The sequence below is a fragment of the Micromonospora sp. U56 genome (genome assembly GCF_018070095.1).
Classification (GTDB): domain Bacteria; phylum Actinomycetota; class Actinomycetes; order Mycobacteriales; family Micromonosporaceae; genus Micromonospora; species Micromonospora purpureochromogenes.
In genome coordinates, this window is the sequence record NZ_JAGPYL010000200.1 from 1 (window position 1) to 7010 (window position 7010).

Below are 7010 nucleotides of genomic sequence, written 5' to 3' on the forward strand. Positions count from 1 at the left end.
GTGCTGATGCTGCGCCACGCCCGGGACGCCGGCGGTGATCCGGCCGGGGCCCGCCCCGGCGAGCAGCGGGGCGACGGTCAGGCAGAGCTCGTCGACCAGGTCGGCGGCGGTGAGCGCGCCGAACAGGTGCGGGCCGCCCTCGCAGAGCACCTGGTCCAGCCCCCGCCGGCGCAGCTCGGCCAGGCCGGTGGCGACGTCCACCCGCTCGTCGCCGCAGCGGACCAGCTCGGCGACGTCGGTCAGCCCGGGGGGCGGCGCGGCGCCGGCGTGGGTCAGCACGACGGGTCGCACCGGCGCGTCGGCGAACGCGGCCTGTGCCGGGTCGAGGTCCAGCGATCCGGAGACGACCACCAGGGTGGGGTATTCGGGCAGCCCCCGCTCGCGCCGCCAGGCCCGGCGCGGCTCGCTCAGCCGCACTGCGCGGTAGCCCTCGTGCCGCAGCGTGCCGGCGGCCACCAGCAGCCCGTCGCAGAGCATCCGGAGCAGCCCGAAGACCCGCTTGTCGGGCCCGCCGGAGAGCCCGGCGGAGTAGCCGTCCAGGGTGACCGCGCCGTCGAGGCTGGCCACGAAGTTGACCCGCAGGTGCGGGCGGTCGGCGCGACCGTAGAGCGCGGTCAGCTCGGTGTCGTCCAGGGGCGGGGTGGCCGGCGTCGGCCAGATCCGGCGGATCGGGATTCCGACGGTCATTCGCCGGCCGGACCGGTGACCGGAGGGATGGGTCCGGGGGTACGGTGCTGGCAGTCGCACCACTTCCGGCCGGGACAGTCGTCGTGCCGCCGCTCCCGGCAGGCTCGGCAGATCATGTCGGCAGCCTATGCGGTGGGAGGAGGGGGCAGCATGCCACGTCAGATCTTCCAGCTGAAGATGTCCCTCGCCGGGGTCCGGCCGCCGGTCTGGCGGCGGGTGCTGGTGCCCGGTGGTTACACCCTCGACCGGCTGCACCGGGTGGTGCAGCACGCGATGGGCTGGCGCGACTGCCACCTGCACTCGTTCGAGATCGACGGGGTGCAGTACGGCGAGCCGGACCCGGACGGTGAGCTGCCGCTCCGCGACGAGCTGGACGTCCGGCTCGACGCGGTCCTCGGCAAGGGCAGCAGGTTCCGCTACACCTACGACTTCGGCGACTGGTGGGAGCACGACCTGGTGGTGGAGGACGCCTTCACCGCCGACCCGGAGGAGCGGTACCCGTCCTGCCTGGACGGCGAGCGCGCCTGCCCGCCGGAGGACGTCGGCGGTCCGTCCGGCTACCTGCTTCTGCTCGCCGCGCTCGCCGACCCGCGGCACCGGGAGCACGCGGCGATGCGGGAATGGGCGGGCGGCGGCTTCGATCCCGCCCGGTTCGACCCGGGGCGGGCCAGCACGCTGCTGCGTCACCTCTGCTGATCCCCTCCGTCCGCTGAGGACCGGTCGAGGGCGTCGGCCGTAACGATCTGGGAACGCTCCCATTGGTCTATTGACACCTCTGACACGTCCCGGCAATCTCATGGGAGCGTTCCCAGGACGTGGCGCAGATCACCACGAACACCGCCCGGCCGGGAGCGCGCAGATCACCCCCCACCACACCCAAACCCAGCCTCACCACTGAAAGAGGGGTCAGGATGAGCGTCACCACGCGGCGTACCCGCCTCGCGGCCGCCGCCCTGGCCGCGGTCACCGCACTCGGCGGTCTCGCGGCCTGCGGCAAGGACGACGACGACGCCACGGCGTCCGGCGGGAAGCCCGCCAAGCTGGTCGTGGACACCTTCGGCGAATTCGGCTACGACGAGATCGTCAAGCAGTACGAGAAGGACACCGGCATCAAGGTCGAGCTGCGCAAGACCGCGCAGCTCAACGAGTACCGGCCGAAGATCGTCCGGGCGCTGGCCACCGGCAAGGGCGCCGCCGACGTGGTCGCCCTGGAGGAGGGCATCCTCAACGAGTTCAAGGCGAACCCGGCGAACTGGGCCGACCTCGGCAAGCTGGTCGCCAAGGACCACAGCAGCGAGTACCTGCCCTGGAAGTGGGAGCTGGGCAAGGCGCCGGACGGCCGGCTGATCGGCCTGCCCACCGACGTCGGCAGCCTCGCCGTCTGCTACCGGCGCGACCTCTTCCAGGCCGCCAAGCTCCCCGTCGAGCGGGACCAGGTCGCAGCCCTCTGGCCGGACTGGAACGCCTTCATCGAGACCGGCAAGAAGTACCGGGCAGCCACCGGCAAGGGCATGCTCGACTCGGTGACCACCGCCTCCAGCGCGGTGATGTTCCAGCAGGGCGGCGACCTGTTCTACGACAAGGACGACAACGTCGTCGCCGACAGCAGCGCCTCGGTGAAGAGCGCCTGGGACACCGCGATCGCGATGGCCGACGCCAACATCACCGCCGAGACGGCCACCTGGTCGCCGGAGTGGTCGGCCGGCTTCAAGCAGGGCACCTTCGCCGCGACCTTCTGCCCGTCCTGGATGCTCGGCATCGTGCAGGAGAACTCCGGCCCGGAGAACAAGGGCAAGTGGGACGTGGCGCCGGTCCCCGGCGGCGCGGGCAACTGGGGCGGCTCCTGGCTCGCCGTGCCGACCCAGAGCAAGCACCCCAAGGAGGCGGCGAAGCTCGCCGAGTACCTGACCAACGCGCAGAGCCAGGTGGCGGCCTTCAAGGCCAAGGGCCCGCTGCCGACCAACCTCGAGGCGCTGAAGAACCCGGAGTTCCTCGCCTACACCAACGAGTACTTCAACAACGCCCCGACCGGCAAGATCTTCGGTGACAGCGTCTCCAAGATCCAGCCGCTGCACCTCGGTCCGAAGCACCAGGCCGTGAAGGAGAACGCCTTCGAGCCGGCGCTGCGGTCGTACGAGAGCGGGCAGTCGACCAAGGACAAGGCCTGGGAGCAGTACGTCAAGGACGCCAAGACCCAGGGCGCCTTCTGAGCACTGACCCACCACGGCGGGTGGCGTCCGGGTCTCCCGGGCGCCACCGGCCGCGTCCCGTTGTACGTACCGCCCGCCTCACCGGCCCCGCCGGCGCCGGGAAAGGATCCCGCATGAGCCTGTCGGCCACGACCGCGCCGCCGTCACCCACGGCGTCGCCACCGCCGCCCACCCGGCGCCGCAGCCGGGCACTCTCGCTCAACCGCCTCGACCTCAAGCTCTCCCCGTACCTCTACGTCGCCCCGTTCTTCGTGATCTTCGGCATCTTCGGGTTCTACCCGATGCTGCGTACGGCCTGGATGTCGCTGCACGACTGGAACCTGATCGGCGAGCACAGCTTCATCGGCGTGGACAACTACACCCGGCTGTTCACCGACGAGTACTTCTGGAACGCCACGGTCAACACCTTCGGCATCTTCCTGCTCTCGACGATCCCGCAGCTGCTGCTCGCGCTCTTCCTGGCGACCCTGCTCAACCGCACGTTCCTGCGCGCCCGGACGTTCTTCCGGATGGCCATCTTCATGCCGAACGTGGTGTCGGTCGCCGCCGTGGCGATCGTCTTCGGCATGCTCTTCCAGCGCGACTTCGGCCTGATCAACTGGGTGCTCGGCCTGGTCGGGATCGATGCGGTGGACTGGGACGCGCAGCGGTGGAGCTCCTGGACCGCCATCGCCTCCATGGTCAACTGGCGGTGGACCGGCTACAACACGCTCATCCTGCTGGCCGGCATGCAGGCCATCCCCAAGGACCTCTACGAGGCGGCGGCCATCGACGGCGCCAACCAGTGGAAGCAGTTCTGGCGGATCACCCTGCCGATGCTCACGCCGACCTTCGTCTTCGTGGTCACCCTCTCCACCATCGGCGGGCTCCAGCTCTTCACCGAGCCGCTCGTCTTCGCCAACGGCAACATCATCGGCGGCGACCAGCGCGAGTTCCAGACCCTGGCCATGTACATGTACGAACTGGGTATCGAGAACCTGAACACCGCCGGGTACGGCGCCGCCGTGGCCTGGGCGATGTTCGTGATGATCGCCCTGGTCTCGCTGGTCAACTTCCTGCTCGTCCGCCGTACGGTCAAGTGAGGAGCGACCGAGTGAACTCCGCGTCCCAGCGCCTCTGGCGCACCAGCCCGCTGATGTACGTCGCCCTCGTGCTGGCGGTGCTCTTCTCGATCTACCCCTTCTACTACATGGTCGTCATCGCCACCCGCAGCCTGGACTCGATCAACGACGTGCCGCCGCCGGTCACCCCGGGCGGCGCGTTCGGCGACAACTTCGACCGGGTGCTCGCCAACGACGCCGCGAACTTCCTCACCGGCCTGCTCAACTCGGTGATCGTGTCCGGCGTGGTGACCGTCTCGGTGGTGATCACCGGGTCGCTGGCCGGCTTCGCCTTCGCCAAGCTGCGCTTCCGGGGCCGCAACATCCTGCTGCTGTCGATCATCGTGACCATGATGATCCCGACCCAGCTGGGCCTCATCCCGCTCTGGGGCATGATCCAGGACCTCGGCTGGTACGACACCCTCTACGCGGTGACCGTGCCCTTCCTGGTCAGCGCCTTCGGCGTGTTCATGATGCGGCAGTACGCCACCCAGGCCATCTCCGACGAGCTGATCGAGGCGGGCCGGGTCGACGGGGCCAGCACCTTCCGGATCTACTGGAACATCGTGCTGCCCGCGCTGCGCCCGGCCGCGGCCGTGCTCGGCCTGCTCACCTTCATGGAGACCTGGAACTCCTACCTGTGGCCGTACGCCGTGCTCACCCCGGAGAATCCGACCCTGCAGGTGTCCCTGGCGTTCCTCTCGTACGCCTACTACACCGACTACTCGCAGGTGTTCGCCGCGACCGCCATCGGTACCGTGCCGTTGGTGCTCGTGTTCGCCCTGTTCGGCCGCCAGATCATTGGCGGGATCATGGAAGGTGCCGTCAAGTCGTGAGCAACCCAGACCACCCGCCCGCAGTCGGCGTACTCGACCAGGGGCCGGAACTGACCTTCCCGCCCGGCTTCCTGTGGGGCGCGGCGACCGCCGCGTACCAGATCGAGGGGGCGGCCACCGAGGGTGGCCGGAGCCCGTCGATCTGGGACACGTTCAGCCACACCGAGGGGCGGGTGGTCGCCGGGCACACCGGTGACGTGGCCTGCGACCACTACCACCGGATGCCGTCGGACGTCCGGCTGATGGCCGAGCTGGGCCTGAAGTCGTACCGGTTCTCGGTGTCCTGGCCGCGGGTGCAGCCGGGCGGCTCGGGCCCGGCCAACGCCGAGGGCCTGGACTTCTACCGGCGGCTCGTCGACGAGCTGCTGGGGCACGGCATCGAGCCCTGGCTGACCCTCTACCACTGGGACCTGCCCCAGCCGCTGGAGGACGCCGGCGGCTGGCCGGCCCGGGACACCGCCGGCCGGTTCGCCGACTACACCCAGCTCGTCGCGGACGCCCTCGGCGACCGGGTGACGTACTGGACGACGCTGAACGAGCCCTGGTGCTCGGCGTTCCTCGGCTACGGCTCGGGCGTGCACGCGCCCGGCCGCTCCGACGGGGCGGACGCCGTCCGCGCCGGGCACCACCTGATGCTCGGCCACGGGCTGGCGGTGCAGGCGCTGCGGGCGTCCCGGCCGCAGGCCCAGCTCGGCATCACCGTCAACCTCTACCCGGTCACCCCGGCCAGCGACGCGCCCGCCGACGTCGACGCGGCCCGGCGGATCGACGCGCTGGCCAACCGGTTCTTCCTCGACCCGGTGCTGCGCGGGTCGTACCCGACCGACCTCGCCGCCGACCTGCGCGAGGTCACCGACTTCGGGCACGTGCGCGACGGCGACCTCGCGGTCATCTCCACCCCGCTGGACCTGGTCGGCGTCAACTACTACAGCCGGCACGTGGTCGCCGCCCCGGTCGAGGGCGCCGAGCCGGAGCCGTACTGGCGGGCGCCGTCGTGCTGGCCGGGCAGCGAGGACGTCCGGTTCGTCACCCGGGGCGTGCCGGTCACCGACATGGACTGGGAGATCGACGCCCCCGGCCTGACCGAGACGCTGCGCCGGGTCCACGAGGAGTACACCGACCTGCCGCTCTACGTCACCGAGAACGGCTCCGCCTTCGTCGACGCGGTCGTCGACGGGCAGGTCGACGACATCGACCGGCTGGCGTACTTCGACGCCCACCTGCGGGCGGCGCACGAGGCGATCAACGCCGGGGTGCCCCTGCGCGGCTACTTCGCCTGGTCGCTGATGGATAATTTCGAATGGGCCTGGGGCTACACCAAGCGGTTCGGGATGGTCTGGATCGACTACGACAGCCAGGCCCGTATCCCCAAGTCCAGCGCCAGGTGGTACGCCGAGGTGATCCGACGTAACGGTCTGGCCGCACAATAGGCGAAGGCCAGCCAGTTCTCGGGCGGCTCCGCGCCCACCCGCTCCCCACGGGTGGCGCGGATCCGCCCGACGTCGGAGGAGCAGACGATGACAACGCAGCGCACCCGGTCGCTCGGGCGCCCGACCCTCGACGCGGTCGCCGCCCGCGCGGGCGTCGGGCGCGGCACGGTCTCCCGGGTCGTCAACGGCTCGCCGCAGGTCAGTCCGGAGGCCCGGGCCGCCGTCCAGCAGGCCATCGCGGAACTGGGGTACGTGCCGAACCGGGCCGCCCGGGCGCTGGTCACCCAGCGGACCGACTCGGTGGCCCTGGTGGTCTCCGAGTCCGGCGACCGGGTCTTCACCGAGCCGTTCTTCGCCGGCATCGTCCGGGGCGTCAGCTCCGGGCTGCTGGAGACGCCGCTGCAGCTCTGGCTGGCCATGGTGCAGTCCCCGATCGAGCGGGAACGGGTCGAGCACCACCTGACCAACCAGCACGTGGACGGGGTGCTGCTGCTGTCGCTGCACGACTCCGACCCGTTGCCCACGCTGCTGGAGGAGCGTGACCTGCCGACCGTGCTCGGCGGCCGGCCCGCGCGGATGCTCCAGCCCGGGGCGCGGCCGTCCTGGTTCGTCGACGTGGACAACGTCGGCGGCGCGCGGCAGGCGGTGGAGCACCTGGCCCAGCGGGGCCGACGGCGGATCGCCACCATCGCCGGCCCGCAGGACATGGGCGCCGGCCTGGCCCGTCTCGCCGGCTACCGGGACGCC

7 protein-coding genes are annotated in these 7010 nt (G+C 70.9%); 6 read left to right on the forward strand and 1 reads right to left on the reverse strand.

Annotated elements, in window-relative coordinates:
* On the reverse strand, nt 1-687 hold a 687-nt coding region (locus tag KBX37_RS32865), incomplete at its 3' end, for a pyrimidine reductase family protein (RefSeq protein WP_210779721.1).
* 150 nt (nt 688-837) lie between these two features.
* On the opposite strand from KBX37_RS32865, the gene KBX37_RS32870 reads away from it, so the two are divergent.
* The 6 genes from KBX37_RS32870 to KBX37_RS32895 all read left to right on the forward strand — a co-directional run.
* On the forward strand, nt 838-1383 hold the full coding sequence (locus KBX37_RS32870; protein ID WP_210779722.1) for a plasmid pRiA4b ORF-3 family protein: 546 nt from the start codon (nt 838-840) through the stop codon (nt 1381-1383).
* Nucleotides 1384-1598: 215 nt separating this feature from the next.
* Nucleotides 1599-2897, forward strand: a complete 1299-nt coding sequence (locus KBX37_RS32875; RefSeq protein WP_210779723.1) for an ABC transporter substrate-binding protein — start codon at nt 1599-1601, stop codon at nt 2895-2897.
* Nucleotides 2898-3010: 113 nt separating this feature from the next.
* The gene (locus KBX37_RS32880) at nt 3011-3979 is read left to right on the forward strand and encodes a carbohydrate ABC transporter permease (RefSeq protein WP_210779724.1); all 969 of its coding nucleotides are present in this window, start codon (nt 3011-3013) and stop codon (nt 3977-3979) included.
* Between the two features lie 11 nt (nt 3980-3990).
* The gene (locus KBX37_RS32885) at nt 3991-4833 is read left to right on the forward strand and encodes a carbohydrate ABC transporter permease (RefSeq protein ID WP_210779725.1); all 843 of its coding nucleotides are present in this window, start codon (nt 3991-3993) and stop codon (nt 4831-4833) included.
* Entirely contained in the window at nt 4830-6263 is a 1434-nt protein-coding gene (locus tag KBX37_RS32890; RefSeq protein WP_210779726.1) for a GH1 family beta-glucosidase, read from the forward strand. Before KBX37_RS32885 ends, KBX37_RS32890 begins: the two co-directional genes overlap by 4 nt.
* An 87-nt stretch (nt 6264-6350) precedes the next feature.
* Nucleotides 6351-7010, forward strand: a 660-nt coding sequence (locus KBX37_RS32895; RefSeq protein WP_210779727.1) for a LacI family DNA-binding transcriptional regulator, incomplete at its 3' end; no start/stop codon positions are given.

Bases quoted from the DNA above. Each gene is read 5' to 3' on its own strand.
- KBX37_RS32870 (WP_210779722.1), top strand. From the start codon at position 838: ATGCCACGTCAGATCTTCCAGCTGAAGATGTCCCTCGCCGGGGTCCGG.
- KBX37_RS32875 (WP_210779723.1), top strand. From the start codon at position 1,599: ATGAGCGTCACCACGCGGCGTACCCGCCTCGCGGCCGCCGCCCTGGCC.
- KBX37_RS32880 (WP_210779724.1), top strand. From the start codon at position 3,011: ATGAGCCTGTCGGCCACGACCGCGCCGCCGTCACCCACGGCGTCGCCA.